At 43.4% G+C, this 23754-nt stretch carries 21 protein-coding genes and 1 rRNA gene; 12 read left to right on the top strand and 10 right to left on the bottom strand.

Going from position 1 to position 23754, the window contains the following annotated elements; all coding sequences use genetic code 11:
- A 16S ribosomal RNA gene (locus LEP1GSC047_RS13865) occupies positions 1-476 on the top strand; the annotation flags it as partial.
- Positions 477-1215: 739 nt separating this feature from the next.
- On the opposite strand, the gene LEP1GSC047_RS13855 is transcribed toward LEP1GSC047_RS13865, so the two are convergent.
- Together LEP1GSC047_RS13855 and LEP1GSC047_RS13850 are read right to left on the bottom strand one after the other, a co-directional pair.
- Positions 1216-2508, bottom strand: coding sequence for a hypothetical protein (locus LEP1GSC047_RS13855; protein WP_010419211.1), 1293 nt, complete (start codon positions 2506-2508; stop codon positions 1216-1218).
- 57 nt (positions 2509-2565) lie between these two features.
- The gene (locus tag LEP1GSC047_RS13850) at positions 2566-3510 is read right to left on the bottom strand and encodes a FecR family protein (RefSeq protein WP_010419210.1); all 945 of its coding nucleotides are present in this window, start codon (positions 3508-3510) and stop codon (positions 2566-2568) included.
- Positions 3511-3749: 239 nt separating this feature from the next.
- On the opposite strand from LEP1GSC047_RS13850, the gene LEP1GSC047_RS13845 reads away from it, so the two are divergent.
- Positions 3750-4034: a hypothetical protein gene (locus LEP1GSC047_RS13845; protein ID WP_010419209.1), complete on the top strand. Its 285-nt coding sequence runs from the start codon at positions 3750-3752 to the stop codon at positions 4032-4034.
- A gap of 886 nt (positions 4035-4920) precedes the next feature.
- Here the strand turns inward: LEP1GSC047_RS13845 and LEP1GSC047_RS22210 are convergent.
- Both LEP1GSC047_RS22210 and LEP1GSC047_RS13840 read right to left on the bottom strand, forming a co-directional pair.
- Positions 4921-5148, bottom strand: a complete 228-nt coding sequence (locus LEP1GSC047_RS22210) for a hypothetical protein (protein ID WP_010419207.1) — start codon at positions 5146-5148, stop codon at positions 4921-4923.
- A complete protein-coding gene (locus tag LEP1GSC047_RS13840; protein WP_020988846.1) occupies positions 5115-6176 on the bottom strand; it encodes a hypothetical protein in 1062 nt (353 codons plus the stop codon). Before LEP1GSC047_RS13840 ends, LEP1GSC047_RS22210 begins: the two co-directional genes overlap by 34 nt.
- Before the next feature lie 940 nt (positions 6177-7116).
- Here LEP1GSC047_RS13840 and LEP1GSC047_RS21705 point away from each other — a divergent pair.
- From LEP1GSC047_RS21705 to LEP1GSC047_RS21695, 4 genes are all read left to right on the top strand, one after another.
- Complete coding sequence (locus LEP1GSC047_RS21705) at positions 7117-7857, top strand: hypothetical protein (RefSeq protein WP_020988822.1); 741 nt, start codon at positions 7117-7119, stop codon at positions 7855-7857.
- Between the two features lie 20 nt (positions 7858-7877).
- Positions 7878-8174 (top strand): hypothetical protein, encoded by a 297-nt coding sequence (locus LEP1GSC047_RS22205; protein ID WP_020988810.1) that lies wholly within the window; start codon positions 7878-7880, stop codon positions 8172-8174.
- A 116-nt stretch (positions 8175-8290) separates the two neighbouring features.
- On the top strand, positions 8291-8950 hold the full coding sequence (locus LEP1GSC047_RS22200; RefSeq protein ID WP_238325581.1) for an FG-GAP repeat domain-containing protein: 660 nt from the start codon (positions 8291-8293) through the stop codon (positions 8948-8950).
- Positions 8850-10757, top strand: coding sequence for a S8/S53 family peptidase (locus LEP1GSC047_RS21695; protein ID WP_238325580.1), 1908 nt, complete (start codon positions 8850-8852; stop codon positions 10755-10757). The genes LEP1GSC047_RS22200 and LEP1GSC047_RS21695 overlap by 101 nt, the downstream gene beginning before the upstream one ends.
- A gap of 601 nt (positions 10758-11358) precedes the next feature.
- On the opposite strand, the gene LEP1GSC047_RS13810 is transcribed toward LEP1GSC047_RS21695, so the two are convergent.
- Entirely contained in the window at positions 11359-12138 is a 780-nt protein-coding gene (locus tag LEP1GSC047_RS13810) for an SDR family oxidoreductase (protein WP_010419199.1), read from the bottom strand.
- 440 nt (positions 12139-12578) lie between these two features.
- Complete coding sequence (locus LEP1GSC047_RS13805) at positions 12579-13058, bottom strand: DoxX family protein (protein WP_010419197.1); 480 nt, start codon at positions 13056-13058, stop codon at positions 12579-12581.
- 435 nt (positions 13059-13493) lie between these two features.
- Here LEP1GSC047_RS13805 and LEP1GSC047_RS13795 point away from each other — a divergent pair, with 435 nt between their 5' ends.
- The 3 genes from LEP1GSC047_RS13795 (at position 13494) to LEP1GSC047_RS13785 (ending at position 17494) form a co-directional block, all read left to right on the top strand.
- Entirely contained in the window at positions 13494-15398 is a 1905-nt protein-coding gene (locus tag LEP1GSC047_RS13795; RefSeq protein WP_010419195.1) for a glycoside hydrolase family 5 protein, read from the top strand.
- Positions 15399-15737: 339 nt separating this feature from the next.
- The gene (locus tag LEP1GSC047_RS13790; RefSeq protein WP_010419193.1) at positions 15738-16892 is read left to right on the top strand and encodes a glycosyltransferase family 2 protein; all 1155 of its coding nucleotides are present in this window, start codon (positions 15738-15740) and stop codon (positions 16890-16892) included.
- A gap of 56 nt (positions 16893-16948) precedes the next feature.
- Positions 16949-17494: a DJ-1 family glyoxalase III gene (locus tag LEP1GSC047_RS13785; RefSeq protein WP_010419192.1), complete on the top strand. Its 546-nt coding sequence runs from the start codon at positions 16949-16951 to the stop codon at positions 17492-17494.
- A 23-nt stretch (positions 17495-17517) separates the two neighbouring features.
- Here LEP1GSC047_RS13785 and LEP1GSC047_RS13780 read toward each other — a convergent pair whose 3' ends face one another.
- The 3 genes from LEP1GSC047_RS13780 to LEP1GSC047_RS13770 are packed head-to-tail and all read right to left on the bottom strand — an operon-like array spanning position 17518 to position 20616.
- Positions 17518-18603, bottom strand: coding sequence for a DUF1574 domain-containing protein (locus tag LEP1GSC047_RS13780; RefSeq protein WP_010419189.1), 1086 nt, complete (start codon positions 18601-18603; stop codon positions 17518-17520).
- Between the two features lie 18 nt (positions 18604-18621).
- On the bottom strand, positions 18622-20121 hold the full coding sequence (locus LEP1GSC047_RS13775; RefSeq protein ID WP_010419186.1) for an MBOAT family O-acyltransferase: 1500 nt from the start codon (positions 20119-20121) through the stop codon (positions 18622-18624).
- 3 nt (positions 20122-20124) lie between these two features.
- On the bottom strand, positions 20125-20616 hold the full coding sequence (locus LEP1GSC047_RS13770; protein ID WP_039935117.1) for an NYN domain-containing protein: 492 nt from the start codon (positions 20614-20616) through the stop codon (positions 20125-20127).
- Between the two features lie 74 nt (positions 20617-20690).
- Here LEP1GSC047_RS13770 and LEP1GSC047_RS13765 point away from each other — a divergent pair, with 74 nt between their 5' ends.
- Complete coding sequence (locus tag LEP1GSC047_RS13765; RefSeq protein WP_010419182.1) at positions 20691-21533, top strand: hypothetical protein; 843 nt, start codon at positions 20691-20693, stop codon at positions 21531-21533.
- 22 nt (positions 21534-21555) lie between these two features.
- Here LEP1GSC047_RS13765 and LEP1GSC047_RS13760 read toward each other — a convergent pair whose 3' ends face one another.
- Positions 21556-22023 (bottom strand): PaaI family thioesterase, encoded by a 468-nt coding sequence (locus tag LEP1GSC047_RS13760; RefSeq protein ID WP_010419180.1) that lies wholly within the window; start codon positions 22021-22023, stop codon positions 21556-21558.
- Between the two features lie 157 nt (positions 22024-22180).
- On the opposite strand from LEP1GSC047_RS13760, the gene LEP1GSC047_RS13755 reads away from it, so the two are divergent.
- A complete protein-coding gene (locus tag LEP1GSC047_RS13755) occupies positions 22181-23182 on the top strand; it encodes a patatin-like phospholipase family protein (RefSeq protein ID WP_010419178.1) in 1002 nt (333 codons plus the stop codon).
- A gap of 23 nt (positions 23183-23205) precedes the next feature.
- Entirely contained in the window at positions 23206-23676 is a 471-nt protein-coding gene (locus tag LEP1GSC047_RS13750; protein WP_010419177.1) for an Mpo1 family 2-hydroxy fatty acid dioxygenase, read from the top strand.
- The last annotated feature ends 78 nt before the right edge of the window (positions 23677-23754 follow it).

Here is a 23754-nt window from a genome sequence, read left to right as displayed (position 1 = left end):
AGCTCGTGTCGTGAGATGTTGGGTTAAGTCCCGCAACGAGCGCAACCCCTATCGTATGTTGCTACCATTCAGTTGGGCACTCGTACGAAACTGCCGGTGACAAACCGGAGGAAGGCGGGGATGACGTCAAATCCTCATGGCCTTTATGTCCAGGGCAACACACGTGCTACAATGGCCGATACAGAGGGTCGCCAACTCGCAAGAGGGAGCTAATCTCTAAAAGTCGGTCCCAGTTCGGATTGGGGTCTGCAACTCGACCCCATGAAGTCGGAATCGCTAGTAATCGCGGATCAGCATGCCGCGGTGAATACGTTCCCGGACCTTGTACACACCGCCCGTCACACCACCTGAGTGGGGAGCACCCGAAGTGGTCTTTGTTAACCGTAAGGAGACAGACTACTAAGGTGAAACTCGTAAAGGGGGTGAAGTCGTAACAAGGTAGCCGTATCGGAAGGTGCGGCTGGATCACCTCCTTTTTAAGGAGAATCAACGTTCGAGTTTTCTCGAACACGACAAAAACAGCCCGGCTCTTGGAAACAAGAGCCGGGTGGTGTAACCAAAGTTCTCGGTTGTCACGCTACTCTAAACGTTTTCAAGGATTCTGCCTGCTCCGGCATCCCTTCTTTTTAATTCCAACTTATTCTTTTTTTGATTTAAAAGCGTAGCACCAAGCGTTCCTATTGGGATTAAGGGGTTGGATGTGGGCGGAAGCCAGATTCCAGTAGGAGCTCCCACAAGGTTCATTTTGGAAAAGTTCTTGTCGGCAGAATCGGTTTGTGGTAGAGGAAATTTTTCCACCGCTTCGCTCCGGCCCCCACCCAAAGGGCGGGGTTTTTTAAGTAAATTCTACTCTCCGGTTCACTGAGGACGGAACATTGATGAGCAAGGTTTCCATGTTCTGGAGAAGATTCCTGTGTACAGGGGATCTTTCCTCTACTTCTGTAACTTTTCCAACCTCGAGCAGCTTCTGTCTTCCGTCCTCTGACCTCAGTCTTCTGCCAGCGGCAACGATGTGTAGGGTGCGAAGCAGTCGCAGCGCTTACGGATAACGGTTTATGTTAAGAGAAAATAGCCGCTGAGACCGGAGCGAAAGCGCAGCCCGGAGCAGCGTGACCCGGAACGAAGTGAAGGGGGCCGCCCTTACAGCTTCTGTCTAGCGTCAGCAAAGCGAGCGCGTCTGTCCTCTGACCTCTGTCTTCTGAAAAAGCGAACGCGTCAGTCTTCTGTCCTCTGAACCCGAATCTTTGTGCCGTTTTTTTCCCAATTCGGATCCAGTACTTCGATTTTATAGGAAAAATCACTCGCATTTCCGACATGATCTGCTGCTCGGATCGATAACGTTGATTTTCCGATCGGCAAGTGAAAAGGCGCCGTATATTGAAATTCCTTTGCCACCGAACCTTGAATGGAGACTTTTATTTCCTTAACTCCGCTATATTCGTCGGAGCAAAACAAATGTACTTCGGATCCGCTATTTAACAAAAATATATTATTTTCTTTGCGAAGACCAGGCAGCACAATTTCGCAAGTCGGACCTTTTTGATCGACCATGAGCGGGAATTCTCCCGATTTTTTATTTCCGGCCTTGTCCTCGGAAATCCACCGTAAAATCCAAACACCTTCCTGTAAGGATTCCGGTATCTTATATTCGCCTTTAAAAACGGGAGGTGAACCATCGAATTCTCGAATCCGCCGCACACCGATTTTCCGCCCACTCGGAGATTCGGATTTTATTTCCGCCTCAAGATAGCGAAGCCCTGAACCGGCTTCTTGAATTGCAAAATTTATCGAGTCTCCTGAGCGGTACTCAGGCAAACCGGAGTTTCCTATTTTTTTAGGATTCCAAATAACCTGAGGGGGAGTCGTGTCCTTCAAAACGCGAACCGTTCTAACTTCCTCTCGGTTTCCGACTATATCTTCGGAGTAAAATTCTACGTCGGCCCAGCCTTCCTTCACTAGTGGTATCGATCCTTTATATTCCAACCATTCACCTTTATCGATTCTAAAAAAAGTTTTCCGGGGTAGATGGGTTTTAGGAGTGCTTTCGGAATTATTTCCCGCCGCAATGGATTCTCCCTTCTTCGAATTAGAATCTCCAAAGAAAATTTCCAAACGTTCCGACGGATTTACAAAACTGTCCGACTCATAACTTTCCTCTCGAAATCGTTCGGAATATTCTTTTAATGAAACCACACTGGATGGAGGCCCCTTTGCACCAGACATTCCTATGGCGGTGATTCGTACATATAATGTAAGTTTCTCTTCTCCAAACGACAGAAACGGATCAAGAACCGTTTGAGACGTAAGAACAGTAGCAAAATCCGATCGTTCGGAAAGTTCCACTAAATAACCTTTAACTCCGGGAACCTGTCCCCACTTAAGGGTAATTGACGAAAGAGGGGCTGCCGTGGAATTTTTTTTCGATTGAGCCTTAAGTGAATCGAACTGCCCTAAAAAAAGAAGCCAAAGGATCGTCGTAACGGCGAAAATATTATAAAAATTTAACATAACCAGGCCGAAATTAAAAACCGGATTTCTTCATCGAGTCAATTGCAAGCGCAACTGTTATTCGATTTCGACTCTATCGGGAAGAGGAGTAGGAGTCGTCGGTTTCTTACCTTTTTCAACCGAAGTTCCGAATCCGGCCGGCACGTGAACTATTACGCCCTGAGCGCCGACATCTAATTCTCCTTGAAAACATCCCACTGTACTTTTATCAGGAGTAGTAGAATCCACATAAAATTCCGTCCCTCTAACGCCCACAGTTGCGACAGGAGTTACCACGAATAACTTATACTTCTTACTCTTGTCCTTCTCCCGGACGGAGGACTCAAGGGATCCGGACGATACTAGAACTGCTTTCGCATTCTCAACCGTATTATTCTTATACTCCGCAAGGGATTGGGTTTTATTACTAGATAGAATTCTCAAAACGGAATTTTGTCGAACCTCGAAAGAAATCCCGGTTTTTATGAAAGCGAAACGCAACGAAGATTTATCTTTCGTCCGAATCCATTCATCGGTTAAAAACGTCGCGTTTTTTACAATCTTTGTCCATTTTTCGGTATTCGTTGCCGGATTGAAATTCTTAGAGGATTCCGCAGTACCTATCACAAATTCGGCTATCGCTTCGGGATTCTCGATCGGTGTCACGCTCGTTTGAACGGGCTCCGCCGGAATCGAATCTTTTCGAAGATAACCGGGAATCTTTAAGGTTATACCTTCTCTAATAAGCGAGGGATTTGGAATTTCATTGTACTTAAGCAATTCCTTCCAACGTCCCGGATCCTCTAAAAACTGTTTGGATATTTTGGATAAAGTGTCATTCTTCTTAACCTTATATTCAAAAACATCATCGTGAGAACCTTTTTCTTGGGCTTGAAGACGGTAACAATCGCCAATGCCAATCAAAAGAAGGATGGAAATCGAAAGCACACAGTAAGTGAGCATCCGTAGGAAAATAGGTAATATTGCAAACCTGGCTGCCGGTTGCGGAGTGATCTCCTGCATTAATTCCTCGCATTGTTTTCTGCATTCTAACGTAGCAGATTTTAGTAAATCTGTCGGTAATCCCTAAAATCAGTGTCGGGCTATAATTCGACGTTTTCGACACTGATTGCGGTAAATTGATGAGACGATAATTTCCGACGAAATTAGCGGCGATTTACCAAAATTATTGCATGTTTAAAAATTTAGTTTGAAATTTTTTCTTTCCAAAACATTCTTCCCATTTACTGGCGCAAATCCCCATGAAAAAATCCTTATTCTTGATCTCCTTGACGATCCTTATCAGTGCAACGGTCTTCGTTATTCCCGACCGGGTCGAATCCCAGGGCGGTGATATCGAAGCCGCAATCCAAACAGCTTGCAATCGTCTTGTCGAAGGAGGCCTTTACAAAAGCTGTAAGCCGGCACCTGGCTTTTCCGCTTCCCAGGGCTATTATAGCCAGTCCGCACAAGTAAAGTGCGAATGCTTAAATAAGTCCGATAATAGCAAAACAATCGTGACAATCTCCTTATGGCAAGGTTATTGATCGTGCCAGAAAGTAATTTTTCTAGCCAGCTAACTTAATAGGAATCTAAAAGCCTCTAACATCTTTCCTTTACGATAAAAGCTCGAATTCTTTCAATCTTCCGAAATAGTTTCGGAGCTTATCGAAGTTGCTTTGATTGATCGAAAGCGGTAATTTTACCGCCTGAAAGATAAAATTCCGATCCATTTATATTTCCACAGTTCGAAAGTGTAAAGTAACTATCTGGAATTGCGGATTATGTTATGACTTAGGGAGACAGCATTTCGATCAAGAAACGTAGGTGACATAATATAAGGCATTGGAAGAGTTCAGATGCCTTGAAGGAGCTAGCAATGATGGATGAAAGAATAAAATTCATCCCCATTTCCAAACTGTGAGAATCGGCCTTTAAAGAGATTTTGTAATGAATTCGGGATTAGCCGAAAAACCTACTATAAAATGTACAAGCGTTGCGAACGGGATCAAGCGCTGGAGAAACGCAAAGCCAGATAGTTAATGAATATAAGCATCTTCCGATAGTCGTCTTTTGTCGATTTGATCGTTCTTGGACGTAATCTGTCCCATAAGTATCAAGCGACATAATATGTATTATCGGAAGTGATGTCCTATGTCGCCTTGCATAATAATCTGCGCTAAAATGAATCCGGCGAATCAGACCGAAATCTTAATTGATTAAACCGTACGATCTACTCTTTTTAGACTTGAGATTGCAGCATGGGAAGATCTTTTAATAAATGCAAGAATCAGAGACTTTGTTTGCGACGAGACAGGCATCGGAGCCGGACACTAACATAAGTTACTTTTTTCATGCTATTCGAGAGGCAGATTGCCATCGAAGCAAATATTTTCGCGATCGGAACTTTCTGCGTATATCTAATCGCATTTCTTATTTCATTAATTTCGGAAAGTTAGGCTTATTGATATCGCCTCCATTAGGGTTTCCAACTTCTTTTACCATTGTGTCGGCGATACCTCGCCGGGCGTAGTCTTGAACCAAGATCAACGGAGAGGTATCTTCCTCCCCCGAGTTTAATGAAGCTTTTCTTTGAATAAGATCCTTTTCTAAGTCAAATGCAATCGCTAGATGAGTCGGTTTCCAACCTTGGTTATCCATGTTCGGATTCGCTCCGCCAGTAAGGCTTGGATTGATTTTGATTCGTCTTTGGAATAAAGACTGGAAAATAGAATTCTATTGAAACGTTTTTGGTTTGGTGCGGATACAACATTCTTTTGCGGTGGCGGAACGTTCGTCGAAACACCTGTCGAAGAGAAAGATTTCAATTCATAGTCTACAGCCCCGACAAACGCGTAATCGTATATCGGATCCGGTTCGGGAGGTCTGGTATGATAGTAAAGAGCCGCGCTTTGCGACGGATGAGATAGCTTGGTAACTTCCTCTTCCTCCGTTTGACTTAAATAAGCCTCACCGTAATTACTTCCGGTAAACAAGAGCGCGAGAATGGCCTGCGCAGTCCACGGAGCCCAAGTCGCAAAATATCCTTTAAAACCCGCCTTCAAAAAAGGCTCCGAATACATTGCAATTCGTTTCTTAGCTTCCTCATCACGAATGACTCCCATGTCGTAAGCCATATTCCCGGCCGTAAAGCAAGCACCTAAAAAAAGAACGACGGCTCCTTTCGCAGCCTTGAGATCGTTTTGAATCTGATCGTTCGATACGTATTCTTTTCCAAGGTAAAATCCCCCTACAGACTTTTGCGCGTAAGGAGGCGATTTCAAATTTGTGCCAATTCCGTGGCCGGCATACAAGACAAAATGGGTGCCTTTCGAAGCTTCTTGAATTCCTTTCCAAGGATTATTAGGAGGATAGAACTCGGAAACGGTAACGCCTCGATCTTTGAGCACTTTTACTAAAGATTTAATATTACCAATGAACTCCTGCGTTTTTGGTCCCCTGGCCCCATCTACTTCGCCTACGATCGCAACCGCTTTTAATCCGGCGCCGGAAATGGTTGCGTCAGGAAGCTCCGCTCGTTTTTTAACTGCCGATAAGTTTTCTCCTATCGCGTTTCCAGGGTGCATCATCTGCAGTTGTTCGGAAACCAAAGAATAAACCGGTATAAGGAAAAGGAACGTCCATAGGATTAGTTTTTTCAAACGGATGGAACTGGAAATAAATTTCATTCGACAGAACTTAATCTTACTTTGAACTTTGTCAAGCCAGGAGAACGAATTTTCCCTATTTTTTTTGGGGATTCAAAATACGTGAATATTTGATTCCGAAGACAGACAGCATGGTCGATTATGGCCAAATTTGTTCAAAAGATACCTTCTCAAAGAGTTTCAAGATTTTATAATGTTCCCTTCCCGTGATTTTTAGATTTGTTGATAGAAGCGATCGGATTTCTGCTCGGCATCACCATTAGAATCACCGAATATCGGGCGTATTTTAATATGACATAATTTTCAACTTCACGTTTGTCCTTTCTAAAACCTTACTTATTTGTTAAAAAGAGAGTTCTTTCGACCAAACGGAGAAACTAAAAAAAATAGTTCTATTTGGAGAAGCGCTAACCTTCGTTTTATATAGACGCCTTCATCGATAAAAAATTACATTTATAGCCCTCTAAGTAAGGACTCTTCGTCGGAGTGCGACGACGTTATCACAAGTCGAATTTGGTATAGCCAAGGCGAGATCGAACGATATGAGTGCGGATCTTCGTGCATACGGGATACTTTGTTTGTTCAGAGTGGTGATTAATTCAACACTAAGCGTTCTCATTGCTTGTGTTTGAATTGCTTTAGAACTTCGTAAAAGTGACTTTGCTAAGATTCTTTTATCGCCATCGTCAAGCTCCTCTTTGTTAAACGCGTCATAAATGCGCTGAATGGCATGGCGAGAAATAGGCTCTTAAGGAATAACTCTTCTGAACATTTACTTTTATCGATTACTACCTTATATGGATCGCCGCCCTGAGGACTGAAGAAGCGTGGCATTGGAAATGCAGCGGCGGATTGAAGACAGAGTAACGTAAAAACTCGACGCATCAATGTTCTGCCTTCTGCAATGTAAATCTCCGAATATTTTCAGATACATTTTCTTTTTAAAAACCAATGAATGAGTATGAGAAACTTCTCCTCATTTTCATTTTTCAATGCAGGCAAAAAACCTAAGTTGCATTCCGCTTTTTTATCCTGTCTGTTGATCCTTTTTGTTTTAGGAGGCGATTGCCCTCCCAATGATAATACCGGATCCGTCGCAAAGGCGATACGCATCCTTTTTTCTCCCGAAACGAAAAACGATCGATTGGAAACGAATAGCATCCTAGGACTCAATACGCAATATTGGGTGGACGCAAATAGTGATGGAATCGAGGACCTATGCTACAAAACCACAAATTTGGATCTGTCCTCCTTTCTTAGCTGTAGCATAAATCATTATGGCAAATTCAGTAAGTTATTCAAAATACCCATATCTGCCGGTACCGTTCTCGGTCTATTACAGCCTGAATTTACCGACATTACCGGAGATGGAATTCCGGATTATTGCGGACTCGATTTTCAATTATCGGGAGTAAACGTCAACTACAACGTTCGCTGCATTAGTATAATAGAAAATAAAAAGGGAGAGTATATCGGAGGAGCCGCAATCGAAGGAACTCTTCCCCGCGGGTTTGATTCCATTAAATCCAGCTTATATTGGGTGGATATCAACGGGGACAAACGATCGGATTATTGTTATGCCGGGAACCTTGGCCTAGGCTACGAGATGACCTGTCAAATTTCCAAAGGAAACAAATTCGTTTCTACAAACACTGCAAAACTGAATTTTTATCTGCCGTACGTCTCGTCTATTACAGCCTGAATTTACCGACATTACCGGAGATGGAATTCCGGGATTATTGCGGACTCGATTTTCAATTATCGGGAGTAAACGTCAACTACAACGTTCGCTGCATTAGTATAATAGAAAATAAAAAGGGAGAGTATATCGGAGGAGCCGCAATCGAAGGAACTCTTCCCCGCGGGTTTGATTCCATTAAATCCAGCTTATATTGGGTGGATATCAACGGGGACAAACGATCGGATTATTGTTATGCCGGGAACTTTGGCCTAGGCTACGAGATGACCTGTCAAATTTCCAAAGGAACAAATTCGTTTCTACAAACACTGCAAAACTGAATTTTACAAGCGAAACTGCAAAGATCACCTTTCCTAGCTGGGTGGATATCGACGGAGATACTGACAAGGACTTTACTTGGATCGAAGAAGCCAATGGAAGGATCAGGATCCTATTCATGAAAAACGAAGGAGGCAAGTTCGGCTCCCAGGTAGCGAGCGATCCCATTGCTGCCGGACTAAAGGCGGATGATCCGAGCACCGTGCGCTGGTGGACGGATTGGAACGGGGATGGAAAATTAGATTTTTGTTATGCTTCGGATTCGAATACCATCCAATGCCTCTCTTCGACGGGAAACGGCTTTGCATCCGCGGTCAAATCGGGAAACATGGAATTGGGAGCGGGCACATCACGAGGCTGGATCGATGCGAATAATGACGGCAAAGCCGACTTTTGCAGAAGAGTCATGTCCGGTAATAGCAGTTATTATTATACCTGCACTCTCTCCCAGGGATCTTCCTTTGGAGGAGTAAACGAGCCTGGCTCCTACAAAAGCGACCTGTACACCGATCCGGAAATGTTGCTGGGAGAAGGCGTCTTTAAAAACGAAAAATGGATCCAAGCAGCGGAAGAGACCGGATATCCGATGCACTGCGCAATACAAGGACTTCTGGAGCCAACCGTCTGCCAATTGGTCCGAAAGGAAGGAAGCCCGCTTGCGGACGACGCGGAAGAATGTGATCCTTCGGATCAAACCGGTTCACGACAAAAGAGAGGCACAGGGTATCAAAAAGCGGATTGCGAATTCACTAGCGGTGCCCAAGGCATTACTGTTTAAGACTCTTGCCAAACAGGTTTGGAATTATTTAGCCGCGTATTATTCGAAAAAACATGATCCGGAGATTACCGTAACAGTAGTGGACAGGTTTGTCTATTTACAAGACCAATCTTTAGAGTATAAAAGAGTGAGCTACAATAACAATGTAACGGATCTCAGTAGCTTCGCACTTTCAGCATTATCTCATGGAAGCATGGTTGCGTCCTTAATATCTGATAGAGTGACGGGAGCCGCGCCCGGAACCCTTATGATTATACGTAATTTGATCAAGGCTCCTTCTTTAAGACAAGAATACAGAAACTGGATCAGTATGTGGATTGATGTCCTTACTGAAGAAGATCCGATCGTAACGGTTTCTATTTCATTCGGAGGAGATAGGCGTTCATCAACAGGGGAAAGAGAGGAACTACAGAAACAGTACTACGAAAAAATCAGTCTCATTGGACAAAAAAACAAGAGTGTTCTTGTCTCCGCCGTCGGAAATCTGGGTAGGCCCATGGATGAAGTTTGTGAAGAGTCTACAAGCCCAGATTGCTACGATCCGACAAATAATCGGGATAGAGTGTCGTTGCTGGGAGAAGGCGTCTTTAAAAACGAAAAATGGATCCAAGCAGCGGAAGAGACCGGATATCCGATGCACTGCGCAATACAAGGACTTCTGGAGCCAACCGTCTGCCAATTGGTCCGAAAGGAAGGAAGCCCGCTTGCGGACGACGCGGAAGAATGTGATCCTTCGGATCAAACCGGTTCACGACAAAAGAGAGGCACAGGGTATCAAAAAGCGGATTGCGAATTCACTAGCGGTGCCAAGGCATTACTGTTTAAGACTCTTGCCAAACAGGTTTGGAATTATTTAGCCGCGTATTATTCGAAAAAACATGATCCGGAGATTACCGTAACAGTAGTGGACAGGTTTGTCTATTTACAAGACCAATCTTTAGAGTATAAAAGAGTGAGCTACAATAACAATGTAACGGATCTCAGTAGCTTCGCACTTTCAGCATTATCTCATGGAAGCATGGTTGCGTCCTTAATATCTGATAGAGTGACGGGAGCCGCGCCCGGAACCCTTATGATTATACGTAATTTGATCAAGGCTCCTTCTTTAAGACAAGAATACAGAAACTGGATCAGTATGTGGATTGATGTCCTTACTGAAGAAGATCCGATCGTAACGGTTTCTATTTCATTCGGAGGAGATAGGCGTTCATCAACAGGGGAAAGAGAGGAACTACAGAAACAGTACTACGAAAAAATCAGTCTCATTGGACAAAAAAACAAGAGTGTTCTTGTCTCCGCCGTCGGAAATCTGGGTAGGCCCATGGATGAAGTTTGTGAAGAGTCTACAAGCCCAGATTGCTACGATCCGACAAATAATCGGGATAGAGTGTCGGATCCTTTGATCCGAGTTGCTTCTCTGTCTGAAGGCTCTTTGGGAACCGGTCAGATTCCTCAACTGGCGCATTTCAGCAATTTTGGCGCGGGTAAGATCGACATTGCTGCCCCGGGAGTAAATATATTAGTGAATCGTCCTGATATGAACCCAGTCAAGCAAGGACTCGCAGACCGTCCTACTCAATGGAAGATTGAGGTGGGAGAAGGAACTTCTTATTCCGCTCCTTTGGTAGCCGCCACATTAGTCCAAATGAAGAAATGCCAACCGAATGCTACGGCCCAGCAACTGAAAGCAGCTTTGTTAGGGAATGCGGATAAGATAGATTCTCTCAGAGATAAAGTAACCGAAGGACGTGTCTTAAATTCCGTTAAGGCGATCAGCGTCTTTTGTGCCGGAAGGGAGGAACTTTAATCCAGTTTAGCTGTTTTCCTTCCGTGCAGGAGATAGGTCCTATACTTTCCATCGACGATCGGGGAGGAGATGCTATGTCAAGAGGCTGGAGCCCTCTCGATTTAACAGGCTTGTTCGTGCAAAAATTTATATCCGAACTATACTGGGTTAGGATAACCGAAAGCCGAGAGGCTCCCCTTCTACCGTAATATCTTTCAATATCGTCAAACAGAAAATATTTTACCTCTTTAATCGTGTTAAGTTTCTTTCTATAATTTTCTCCTGCTTTCCGGGTTTCAAAGAATGATTCTCCGGGCAGATTGAGGCTTCGAGCTATCGCAAATCTTCTCAATCAGGAAAATAAAACGGTTATTTTTAATATTGTAATTAATAAATACGTTCTATGATCCGATTTAATGGACTATTTGTATTCAGGCCGAGCTCGACTGCTCTCTTTTGAAATTCTTCATCGCATTTGGATTTAATGGCGCGCCCTTTTTTTCAGGTATCTCGCGTCCATTAAATCGGAGGAACTCCAATCAAAAGCCTAAACTTCCATATTCAATTCTCGAAGAAAGATTCAAATACGAAATGTCTATACTTTTACTTTAGGTGAAGAAAATTATTTCGAACCGGCAAGCATTCGATCTGTCGATTTGCTCATTTGGCTCAGAATAAAATCCGGGGCCAGGCGGCTCATAAATTTCAGTTGATTGCTCTGGCCTGGACGAATCTCAAAAGAATCCTTTTCAATTCCCTTTAACGTATCTCGGACCATATCTTCCACCTTCATAATACTGACGCCTTTCATATCGGTAGACTCGAATTGACCTAACATTTCCGTTTGTGTAGCGGGAGGTGCAACTTCAAAGACTCTAAGATTTGTGTTTTTTAACTGAACCCGAAGGGATTGCACAAAGGAATGCAACGCGGCCTTGGTTGCGCAATAGATGGGAGAGGTCGGCAGGGGAACAAAAGCAAGACCAGACGTAATTTGTACAATAGCTCCGGTCGGTCGCTTTTTAAGATGCGGTATGAATTGTTTTGTCATCCAAATCGAGCCGATTAAATTTATGTTTATCTCTTGGGTAAATTCCGCGAGCGAACTATGAGTTTCGTGAAAGTTTACAACTCGCATAACCCCAGCATTATTGATTAACACGTTAAGATTAGGAAAACGTTCGATCATATCTTGGTAAAGAGATTCGATTTCTTTTTCGCTACTAACATCACTCTGAATAGTATGAATTTTAGGCAGTATTTCCTTTACTCTATTTAGTTTTTCTCGATTGCGTCCAGTTATGATAACGGTGTTTTCGCGTTCAAGAAGGCGCGAGGCCATTTCCAACCCGATGCCGCCCGCTCCGCCGGTAATTAAGATTGTATTTCCCTTTAATTTCATGAATGTCTCCTTTTAAATCGGTCCTTCTCTATTGACGACTGGGGACTAAAATATGTTTTGCTTTCGATAATTTATTCTTACTATACTTCGAAGAATTTTCGTCCAGACCGCAGTATTAATATTCGAAGAATTCCTAAGTCGAAATCGACTCCTAATATAACCTATTTTTATTTTATAAATCTATTAGGTTTATTAACAATGTGATTAAACGAATTCAATATCCTACCTTACGAATCCAAAAGCCCTTAAATAGAGAATGCCTAATAAACTCGATTCCAATTCGAAAGGTGTCTTGCCGTGCAGAGGACAGAACATTGATGAGCGGAGATTCCATGTTCTAAAGAAAGATTCTTGTGTTATAGGAGATCTTTCCTCTACCTCTGTAACCTTTTTAACATCGAGCAGCTACTGTCTTCAGTCCTCTGACCTCTGTCCTCTGCTCACAGATCCGCTCTTCGCTTCAAAAGTGCATCGATGGAATTACGTCCGGGCCCGGCAAGGACCAAGTAAAGAGATCCCAATGCTTGCGCATATTCGGATCGAATTTCGTGTAGAACCGCCCAAATACCGAGGACCGGAGGAGCCTGAGGCGGAGCCAAGGGCGAAGTCCCAAAATATAATGGCACCTTGGTCATAATCATCGCTACAATCATCTCGACGACGAAAAGAAAACCGATCGGTTTCGTCAGAAATCCCGCAATCAGCAAAAGCCCGCCTACGATTTCCAATCCGCCGATAAAACCGCTAACGACCCCCGGTTCCGGAAAACCAAGTTTTGTAAATCTTCCCAAACCCTGATTCGCGTAAAGAAATTTGATAATACCTTCCCAAAGGAAAACTCCTCCCACTAAAAATCGGATGATCATTCTATGCGGATGCTCCGTATCTTCTATTTTTAAAAAGAAATTTAATACTTTCATGTGTTTGTATTTTACTGCTCCTTTTATGTTATAGGTTTAAGCGAATGAACGAATTTAATCTCCGCTCTGCGTTTGGCTAGTGCATTCGATTCACTCCCAACTTCGACGCAGTCTGATAGGATTCCGGCGACTTATCGGAACAAACGATACGGATTGCGGTATTGCTTTCTTAAAGATTTTTCATTTATTCTTTGTGCCTCAGAGAATCGTTCCTTCCCCTCTCTCTAATAAACTGTCTCCGTCAAGAACGGAAGTAAAACAGATGTTTTTGAACGACCGTTTTTTTAAAATATAAGTACTTTGTAAGCCTTTAGCGCTCGCTATAGAAACGCATTATAAGATGGTTCCATTTACTATACCTATACCAAAAGAAAAATAAGAATCTGTTTTTAATAGGACTAACATCTCTATTAGCGGTTCTTGGAGAGAATTGAAATGTCTATCAATCAAAATAAGGGAATAAGCAGAATCTACACGATTCTTCTTTTCCTTTTAATAACTACCTCTTGTTCCCCGGATAAGGCAAAGTTCGGGCCGAATCTACTGGGGGCTCTTTCCTCCCTGATCGGAAATTTGCAAGGAATCGGATTGGGCCATAGCGCGAACCATGAACAATTGTATTCCATTACAGGAACTCCCCTTCCCTCGGTTCCTTTAAGCACCAACGGTAGATATATCGTAGACACGACTAATAATCGTTTTAAATTGAAAGCGGTCAACTGGTACGGAGCCAGCGACACTCATTTCGTCGTGGCTGGGCTGGATAAGCAGCCGATTTCATTGATCGTTTCTCTAATCAAAGAATGGGGATTTAACGCAGTTCGATTGCCTTTTTCCAACGTTATGCTGCATCAAGCGACCCCGGTTGCCGATGCGGATATTAGTGCGAATCCGCATTTCAGCGGCTTAACTCCTTTGCAAGTTTACGACCAAACCGTGCAGGCCCTGACCGATGCGGGAATTGTTGTGGTTTTAAATAATCATACGACCTTGGCGGAATGGTGCTGCGGATTCGACTATAACGGTCTTTGGTATCATACCGGTTCGAGTTTAGCCTACAATTCTTCAACAGATATATGGCAGGCCGATTGGCTTATGATGGTGAATCGCTATAAAAATAATAAAATGGTCGTCGCAGCCGATCTAAGAAACGAGGTCAGAACGCAAAGACGCGGCGATTCCTATATTCCAGATAGTCCCAATTGGGGATCCGGCGATGTGAACGACTGGCATAAGGCTTCCCAGGATTTGGGCGGGTTAATCACTCAAAGCAATCCGGATTTGCTCATCATCGTGGAAGGTATAAATTGGTGGGGATTGATTCCGATTTTAGGCTCCGGTGAACGCCCCCACCTCAAGCCTATAAAAGGTCTACCGGTCCATTTACCTCTCTCTAATAAACTCGTCTACTCGGCCCATAATTATGGCTACATCGGTCCGAACAATAATGGGGATCCAAAAACTTCCGGAAATAATATCACCTATAACCAAATGGATCCCACCACGTTTCGTAACACCGTATATTCCGAATGGGGATACGTGGTGGATCCTGAACTCTATTATACGGCTCCGGTTTGGGTAAGCGAATTCGGCGCCTCTCCTTCTACGACCAACAATCAAGATAAACAATGGTTGCAAAACTTAGTCGATTATCTGATCGAAAAGGATCTTGATTTCGCTTTTTGGCCCTTAAACGGAAACGATGAGTGGGGATTGGTTTCGAGCGATTGGTCTAGAACCTTGAAAGACGATTGGCGTTTCGCGCAATTGAATCGTCTATTGACGTATTCCGGTAACCAAGGACAGGCCGTTTTCGCCTTCCATTTTTCAAATCTATCCATCGGAGGTGGAAATGACAATTCCTCGACTCTGAACAACGATTGGGATAATGGAGCCAATAAAGGGACCTGCCCGGACGGATTTCGACTGAACGGACTCAGCCAGGATCAACGTGCTCTTTGCACGGATGTTACCTATGGGGCCCTTTGGAATTCCGGTAGAAATTTTACAGTGCAAGCCGTTAACGAAACGAATACAAGATATCATGGAACCGGGGATTGGGCGGGAGGTTTTACGAAATACGAATGCCCGCAAAATTTTTACGTTTCGGGCTTTTCAAAACGTTGGTGGGGAACTAGCGGTATACTTTGCGCACAAAGCAATCGTTCGTTAGGGAATAGCTGTAGAACCCTTTGGTTCGATAGAGGAGACAATAGAACTTCTTCCCGAGGCGGTGACTGGGCATCCGGATCGTACAAGGGCCAGTGTGACGACGGTGAATATATCGGCGGTATCGCACAAAGAAACGGCTCAGCGAGCGCCCTGCTCTGCTGTCTATAAAACTTCCGTTGAACTCCTAACCTCTCAACCCGTAATTGATTCTTGGATTCGATTACGGGTTTTCTTTTTAAATTCCTTTGCTCTCAAAATGCTCTCAAAAATGCAAATAAAAACCGTTATAGGTTCCATCCTTAGAATCGAATTGACCGTCTAACCAATGTCACTACTCCGCAAACTCGCATTTGAACGTCGGTCGTCTGTGTTTTTGTCTCAATATAGGTAGACTCAAGTTCAGTCGTTCCAAGTTTTTTTCTTATATCTCTTATTTTTTAGTATGTAATCAATTAATTACTTATTAGAATTGATGGAATCCGATCCTTTTCGGATTTTGGACATACGATGAATCCTACTGTTTCCGTCATTCTTCCTACATACAACGAGAGCGAGAATTTACCCATCGCAGCAGAGCGCATCTCCGAATCCCTATCCGGATTTATGCACGAGATTATCGTCGTAGACGATGATAGTCCCGATCGTACTTGGGAAGTCGCGGAGGATCTGCAAAAAAACCTTCCTCAATTGAAGGTCATTCGGCGCTTTACGGGAAAAGGTCTATCTTCGGCAGTTTTGACCGGAATGGGAATGGCCAAAGGTGATCTTTTCGTTGTGATGGATTCGGATTTGCAACATGATGAAAGAATTCTACCGGAAATGATTCGATCTTTGAATGATCGCGGAAATGATCTCTGTTTAGGGACGCGTTATACGAACGGGGGCTCTACGGGGAAATGGTCTCTATTTAGAGTCGGAATCAGTCGATTCGGAAACGTACTGGCGAGGCGACTGATCCGCCAAAACGTTTCCGATCCGATGAGCGGATTTTTCGGGATTCGAAAAGACGTTTATTCCGAAGTCAAAAACAGCATTAATCCTAGAGGCTTTAAAATTCTTTTGGAATTTCTGGCCCGAGGAAAGGAAGATTTAAAGGTTGAGGAAATCCCTTACACATTCCGTACGCGGGTTCATGGAGAAACAAAACTAGACAATTCGGTAATCCGAAATTTTCTATTGGCTCTATTGGATATCCGTTTTGGAGAGTGGATCTCGCCGACTTTTTTGCTTTACGCGATGGTAGGAGCAACCGGAGTAATCGTAAATCTCGGCGGTTTTCTGATCGGTGAGTTCTTGTCCATGCCCGACATTAATACGGGAATATCGTTTTTAGATCCCATTTCGAGTTCCGTCTTATTGGGAATCGAGCTTTCTATCATATCCAACTTTCTGTTGAATAATTACTTCACGTTCTACGAAAGAAGATATGAGGGATTGCGTGCCATAGAGGGGTTTGCGATTTTTCAAGCTGTTAGCTTATTCGGTCTTATTTTGCAGATTGAGTTTTATCAATTATTGCATAATCGGGTCTTCGCTAATTATTCCTTTTCAGCGGGAATTCCGATCAAACTTGTGTGCGACCTGGTCTCCATCGGAGTCGCCATGCTCTCGAATTATTTTCTTAATTCCAACCTTACTTGGATGAAGACGAGAAGGAAATGATTTACTTATAACCTGACCGCGGGTAAAGTCTTCCAAAGTTCCGATCGGAGGAAGATATGGCTAAAGTTCTGGTACCTTTTGCCACCGGAATGGAGGAAATAGAAGCGGTCGTTATTGTGGATGTTCTCCGTAGGGCCGGGATACAAGTCATTACTGCAGGACTCTCTGATGGTCCCGTTCAAGCTTCCCGCGGAACCCGCCACCTCCCGGACACCATACTTTCGGAAATCGTGCACGAAGACTTCGATATGGTCGTTCTTCCGGGAGGAAATTTAGGGACGCAAAATCTAGGGAAAGATCCGAACATAATCGAATTACTAAATCGTTATAAAAAGCAAGGAAAATGGATCGCAGCAATATGTGCGGCTCCGAGTATTCTAAAGGAGCACGGTATATTAAATTCCGGTCAGAAATTTACCGGTTTCCCGGGATCCGTGGAAAAAACGAGCGAATACACCGGCTCGAGACTCGAAGAATCCGGAAAAATCATAACGAGTATCGGCCCGGGTTCCGCCTTTGAATTTGCATTACGAATCGTAGATATCTTAGCCGGTTCTGCCAAGAAAAAGGAAGTCGAATCCGGACTTTATTTACACCGATGAATATAATCGCTTTTAAATAAAACCTAATTTGGTCCTACATCTTCCGATAATTTCCTAAAAACGTAATCCCCATACGCGGGATAACAACTGGGAGACATGTGACCCGGATCCGAGAAATCATCGCAGGTATATTGCGGATCATGATTCATATCCCAAAGTTTTGTCTGGGTTTCCCGATCGAACTTTTGAATCTCCGTAAGCCAAATGTCCAAAGGGATTTGAGGTCCCTCGGGCGTATTCGTTTTCCGGGTTCCGTACAGCCTAAAATACGGTCTGGCGACTCTGACCCAAATTGTCGCGTAGGAAATCCCGGCTTTCTTTAATAATTTCACCGAATCTCTTTGCATTTCCAACATATCGGAGTGAAACGTATAAGGACTCAAATAGGATTGAAAATCGGATTCCGACCTTTTAATCAACTGATCCTGAGGAAGTTTGATTACGTTTGCCTCCCTGGACGTGCTCCCCTTTTGATCGGCTAACGACTCCAATGTATTCACTACGGCATCCGCATAATTATTGGCCCAATAGGAATTATTTTTTAAACGTTCACGGACTCTCCAAAGTTTCGGTCGATCGCGATACGAATGAAAGATTCGCTTCGATAAAAAAATGGACCACTGCTCCTTCGAATATCGATTCCAATGACGAAGTAAAAATCCGGGCGAAACTCCGTAGATCAGGACCTCATCAAGAGCTAAATTCGGCGTTTTATTAAAAATTTCTAAAGATTGATCCAATACCACAAAATCGGGATGCAATCCGTCCTTTACGATCCTCTCCACCCAGTACAAGAAGTAATCGGGAGAACCGCCCGGAACGGAAAAATTGTATAGAATCCAATCCGGATATTTTTCTCGCAATTCATGGTATGGAAAGAGAAGCGATCTGGAGTTTCCGAGAAATACTAAAACCTTTTTCCTTTCGGACGGAGGCTTTTTTAGATAAATCTTTAAATCTTCGTAAAGATCCTCTTTACTTAAATAGTTCAAGTGAGATAGAGTATTGGAATAGTATCTTTCAAAGTAACTATTAGTCAAAAAACGGTCTATCATCAGCGAGATTGCGAGAATCAAAAACGGGATTAAAAGAATTTTCTTATCTTTCATATCAATTCGTTCCGACCTCTAAAATTGGCAATAGATGCAAACACTGGAATCTTCGGAATATAACGTGATCGCAAATACGGTAAGAATCGCGCAAAGCACTAAAATCCAGATACGATTTTCGCCGATTTTTCGAATCCGTTCCGGTTTATATTGTACGAAATGAAAGAACAAAAACGCTAGATAAGAGTATGCAAGTTTTTCCATATTCTCCATTCTTTCTAGCTTAAACGGAGAAGGTCCGGAAATTAACGAAGTCGCTTGGTCGATCCAACTCGATCCGTTTGCTATTAAAATTCCGGAAAGTTTTTCGGGAAGATTGACGATCAATCCCGCGACGTGTTGGACCATTTTTCCGGCGGAATTCGATCTGAACAGGATTGCGCTAAAAGAGAATAATACGAATATGATTTGAACTCTGATTAGGTTCAAGAAGCGATTTGAGGATTCTCCGTCATCCCATCCGAACCGTTTAACGAAAAATCTTTCCGCAGCGAGGATAACGCCCCAATAGAAACCCCAGGCAATAAAAGTGTAATCCGCTCCGTGCCAAATTCCTCCAACCGTCATCGTAATGATTAAATTGAGATAGGTTCTCCACTCACCCGTTTTGCTACCGCCTAACGAAAAGTAAACGTAATCTCTCAACCAAAACGAAAGTGTCATATGCCATCGTTGCCAAAGTTCCCGGCCGGATGGTGCAAAAAGTGGCGCCTTAAAATTCTCCGGCAGTTCGAAGCCGAGCATCAGGCCGACGGACCTTGCCATATCGGTTAAACCCGAGAAATCGCAATAAACCTGGATCGTATATCCGAACCCACCAAGCATGAGGGAAAGATTATCGTATTGACCCGGATTTGCGAACACCGGTGCGATTACGTTCGCAACAGGGTCTGCTACCAGGATTTTTTTAATTAATCCGGAGATCATTAAGTAGCCCGCTCGAACGACTTTTTCCTTACTAGGAGATAGATTTCCTAAGTTCGGAAAAAAATCCTTCATCCTCAATATAGGGCCGACTATTAAGATCGGGAAGAATAGAACGAAAGAGAAAAATTGTTTTAAAGTTAGGATCTCGCCTTCCGGCTTTCGATACGCGTCGATAGCGGACGCGATCATTTGAAAACTGTAGAAGCTGACCGCCAACGGTAAGGATATTTTTAATATTCTAGGAATTTCTTCGAAGAAAGGATATCCTGTGATATCCGCAAGTATTCGATTGATGAAGTAAAAATACTTGAAGAATCCTAGATTGATGACGTTCAGTAGAACGGCGGATATCATCCACCTCTTTTTGTGATTCGAGGTTCGAATCCGATAATAAGCGAAGTAGTTCGCCGTTATGATCGCCGTAAAATGAGCGAGAAATCCTACTCCACCGAAAATCGTAGACGCGCCTAGAACATAAAATACGGCGCTTGAAAACAGTAAAAAATCTTGTCTTCTCCGATCCGGCAAAAGCCAGTAAATGATATAAACGACGGAAAAAAAGATAAGAAATAGGATGGAATTGAAGAGCACCGTTTATTTTCCCTTCTTGAAGAGTTCTTTCCAATATAGAATTTCGCCGGGAGAAAGCTTTCGTTCCGAATCTTTCTCCATTGGTCTCGGTTTTTCGCTGAAAGCATCGGCGACTTTCGCTGCAAAATCTTCGGATGTGATAGTTTTTGATCCTAATCGTTTTGCAAAAAGTAAAATTTCCTGATCCGAGCTTACTATGAATAGCTCGGAAGGTCTCGGCGAGTACTTGATATAATCCTTGATCAGATCGTCCGCTTTTAAATCTTGGCTGAAGTAAACTTGAATATTTCCGTAAGCGTCCTTTCTTACCTCGCTTCCTTTTTCTTTCTTTCCATCAAAGAAAACGTGTATATTCGGGTTCTTAATTTTCGAAGAATACGCTTCTAAAATCCTAAGAAGCCCAACCCTAGCTTCGCGAAGTCGATCGGAATACATAAATGCTTCCAATTCGGGAAATTTGTAAATCAAATTGAAACCGTCTACTACTAAGTGCATCTCGCGAAATCTAGTGACCAGATTGGCCGTTCTAGAAAAACTTGTAAACACCTTACCGAACCGGGCTAATTGTCATGACGGATACCGCAACCAAACCTCTTCGAGTATCTCGAATCGGCAAAATTATCCGTACAATTCGATACTGGAGAAGCGTCCTTCCCGGAACGGGACGGGACTACTTCCTGCTCACTCTCGCTTCTATCGACGTCTTCCTGCTATTATTCGTAAATTCTTACAAGGAATTCATTCATAGGGATATCTCGGCATATGTTTTAGTTTTCGATCTAATCGTTCTCGTTCTTTGGGGACTCGAATTGATTTTAAAACTGCGGGAGAAGGAAGATCCGAGAAAATACTTAAAAACGAATTGGTATGAAATCGTCGGAATTATTCCCTTCTTTTTCTTAAGACCTTTCCTGCTGCTCCGCGGCGTAAAATTAGCGATCGCTTTCTATCGATTCGGAACGTCCGGTCAGAATGTTAGCGAAGTTTTAACTAGAGAGATCACCTTTCGCTTTAGAGACGTGATCGTAGATACGATCGCGGACGCCGTATTCCTGCATTCTTTAGAACGGGTGGAAGAAGTGATGCTTCGTTTGGATTATAGCCAGCTCGCCAAACAGGCTTTTTCAAAACACAATCGTCAATTTCACAATAAGGTTAACGAGTCGCTTCAATCCAAGTTTCTTTTAGGAGATTTATCCAGACTCCCGTTCCTATCCGAGCTTTCGCGGAGATTGGGAGAAGACATCGGACAAATGATTGCCGAGGTATTGGAGACGGAGGTAATGGGAGAAATCATGAAGGATATAACCGCCAATATCCTGCGAGAAATGACCGACCATGTTCGGAAACTTCCCTTGGAAAGAATCACAGGAACTCCACCCAATACTGCACAAGAAAATCCGCAAACTTGATCCGCAAAAATCCACGCTGTTTCTAGTCCTGTTTTTCGGCGCCAGGAATCTTCAAAATCAAAACTTGAGTCGTCGACTTAGCGAGAAGTTTTTCTTCCTCGTCAAAAGCCTCCGCTTCCAGATAAATATGCTGATTACCCCGTGCCACCACCCTGGCCGTAACGCGAATCCGCTGATTTTCTTTGACCATGCGAATATAGCTTACGCTAAGCTCCAGCGTGGTAGTGGGTTTCCCTGCAGCCAGATAGCAAAGCGGGCCGAACGTATTATCAAACGCGGCAGCTAAAAATCCGCCTTGGAAGACTCCCATCGGATTGGAAAATCTCGGTTCGATATAAAAAGTGCAAGTCAGTTCTTTTTTACGAACATAAGAAACAAACTCACCGGAAAGTTCTTGGAACGCGGGAGGGGGAACTTTCATGGAGGGGACCAACTTGGAAAATTTATCCCATTCTTTTTGCATTTCCTGCAGATGATTTTCTTGGGCCATTCCAATGTCTCCTCGACCATAGTCCGATAGGTCCGATTCTCTCCAATCTGTCTCCCAAAAGAATCGAGTAAATCATTATCTTAGGGTTTGTAGGAACTATGACAGTCCAAATTTATTCTTGATTCCGAACGGCGTTCATCGTCTAAAGAAAGATTGAATGCTGTCTGAATCGACCAAATCATCCTATTCGTTTTTAGAATCCGTTTGGAAGGAACTGGGGACAAAAAAGGAAATTGCCCTGGCCATCGCAGGAGGCGGAATCAAGGCTTTTTACGGACTAGGCTTTGCATTTGCCCTTCGGAACTGGGGAATCCGGATTCGGGAAGTCTCCGGAGTAAGCGCCGGTGCTGCAATGGCGATCAGTGCCCTATCGGAAACCGAGGAAGAAAGTTCCGTCTACTTCGAAGAATTGACCCGAAGAAATCCAAAAAATTTTTACTGGAATCGGCTCTTGAGAATTCTTCCGCCCTTCCCCCATGACGGGATGGCTCGCCGGACAGTCAGCTATTGTTTAAAACTTCCTAAATTACTTTCGAAGGCTGCGAAAGTACGAATTCACACGGTTGAAATTCCAGGAGATCAAATTCAAAAAAATAAAAACGGAAAACCGAATAGGAGAATGCTTTTAGCGAGAGCGGCGAGAATTATTCGCGCCTATTTTAGGGATGAAGAATTAAGAAGAAAAGGGGAACTCCCATTCCACGTACTGAACAAAATGAAGGAATGGGGGTGGAGAGAACGAGTTTTTACTGAAAAAGAATTTTCCGATCATGAAACGGTTACTCAAATTGTCATGAATTCCTGTTCCGCCTTTCCGGTGCTTCCTTTGCAAAGTCTGGGCGGCAATTACTATTTAGATGGAGGGTTAACGAACAATCTTCTGCTAGAAGAATTCAGTTCCGAAATTCCGAAAATTGCGGTTTTCTATGAGCAGACTACGTTAGTGGGAAAAGCGCCGGAAATCGTAGCAAATACTCTACTAATCTCTCCGGATACCCCTTTTATCGAACAAGGGTTTGATTATACAAGTCCGGATCTAGTCCGTTATGCGTTCGAGAAAGGTAAGGAGGACGCAGAACGAAACCGAGGCCGTATCCTAACTCACCTGGCGCCTACCTGGAAAAAACACTTGCTTTCTTTTTTCGAACAAATAAAATAATTAACCTGTTCGGGAGGGAAGGCATGAAATCAGTCGAATCCTGGTTCGGCGAGTATGGAGAAAGCCACCAGAATAAAATCAACAAGGCGATTCATTGGATATGTGTACCTGCGATCTACTTTAGCGTATTAGGTATGATTTGGGCGATTCCTAGTCCTACATTCTTGACGAATATCAGTCCGCATTTAAACTTTGCGATGCTATCGATTGCTTGTGTAATTCTATTCTATCTGAGACTTTCCCTGACACTTGCATTAGGAATGCTTGTCGTTTCCCTCCCGATGTACGCGGTCATTTTAGAATTAGAGGCGACTGCTCCGATCCCTGTTTGGCAAATTTCACTCGGGATTTTTGCGATTGCATGGATCTTTCAGTTCATCGGCCACAAGGTAGAAGGCAAAAAACCTTCTTTTTTTAAGGATCTACAGTTTCTGCTCATTGGGCCGATTTGGCTGCTTGGTTTCATCTACAAAAAATTGAACATTGCCTACTAATTTCGATCTTAAAATTCATTCGTTAAGTGGTCTTACTTTATCACTCGGACCTATGAATTTGTCGAGTTGACGTAGAAA

Source organism: Leptospira inadai serovar Lyme str. 10 (assembly GCF_000243675.2).
In the GTDB taxonomy this organism is placed as follows: Bacteria; Spirochaetota; Leptospiria; order Leptospirales; family Leptospiraceae; genus Leptospira_B; species Leptospira_B inadai.
The sequence above is the reverse complement of the archived record's forward strand: the minus strand, read 5'-3'. Positions and strand labels throughout refer to the sequence as shown.